This window comes from Vibrio sp. Vb0888 (assembly GCF_033338835.1).
GTDB lineage: Bacteria > Pseudomonadota > Gammaproteobacteria > Enterobacterales > Vibrionaceae > Vibrio > Vibrio alginolyticus.
On sequence record NZ_JAWOTL010000283.1, the window covers coordinates 1 to 1098 of the forward strand.

Annotated in this window: 1 protein-coding gene and 1 pseudogene; both read right to left on the reverse strand. The window is 48.5% G+C overall.

The genetic code is table 11. The annotated features are described in order from the left end of the window. Nucleotides 1-25: 25 nt before the first annotated feature. Nucleotides 26-355 (reverse strand): annotated as a pseudogene (locus R7P72_RS25645) (glutaredoxin); the annotation flags it as partial. Nucleotides 356-399: 44 nt separating this feature from the next. Then, a partial coding sequence (locus tag R7P72_RS25650) for a DMT family transporter (RefSeq protein WP_318111051.1) occupies nucleotides 400-1098 on the reverse strand: 699 nt, incomplete at its 5' end.

Genomic DNA, 1098 nt, shown 5'->3' on the forward strand with positions numbered 1-1098 from the left:
AGTACGGACAAGTGGCTTTTCCTTAAACGATGTTGCCCTTCAGTTCATCACGTTTTACCCACTCCGAAACGACCGATTGCACGAGCACGCCTCGGTTTAGCGCTTCCCCTTGGCTCACGACTTTACCTTCAACCAGAAGAATAGGGGCGTGCCATGCTCCGACTTTCAAAGGTTCCCACCAGTGAGATAACCAATCTTTCACTTCGAGTTCGACTGGTACATCCGCCAATTCGTTCGCGAAGGTGTCCACTAAAATATCTTTGGTTAGCGTACATTCGCCGCATGGGATGTTCACTTTGAACGGCCCCCAACTGCCAGCCCAGCGATAAAGTGTGATTTTGATTGGTTGTGTCATAGGGTGTTCCTCATTTCCTTTCCTGAAAATATAGAACTCAAAAGCTAGATTTTTCTTTCAACTAACTTTGTCTTTTTTGCTTCCCAGTGCGTGATGAATGCAATCGACGCTACAATAATCGCAGCGCCTAGCCACAAACGACCAGGAGGCACCCATCCAAAGACCATCCATCCTGCCAGCACATTTAAAGGCAGTTTAGCGTGATCGAAGGGTTGAACGAAGGAAGCGTCCGCAACTGCGTAAGCTTTCACAATCGCCCATTGCGCTAATGCTGTTAGTGCACCAGCAAAAAGAAGGATCAGCCAAATAGTCCAGTCACTAGGCATGGTAAAGCTTGGTATCGCTAGCACAATATTGAAAGGCGTGATCAGTAACAACAAGTAAACCACCATGGTAGACGGTGGATCGTTTACCGACATCTTTTTTACCATCAAAGAATACGCCGCCCAAAAGAAGGCCGCCCCAACAGGCAGTAGAGTTGCCCAAGTGAAGGAGTCTGACCACGGTTCTAAGATGATCATGGCACCGATAAAGCCAGTTAGTGTGGCAAGCCAGCGTGCGGTGCCCACTTTCTCTTTCAAGATAAGCCCTGAGCCTACGGTCGCAAACAGCGGAGAAGTCATTAGCAGCGCAATGCCTTGCCAAATCGGAACAGGGTAAGCGAGCGCCCAAAGCCACAGTTGGATACCGATAACAGAGAGAAAAATACGAAAAGCGTGCCAGCCCAAATGTTGAGTTCTCAA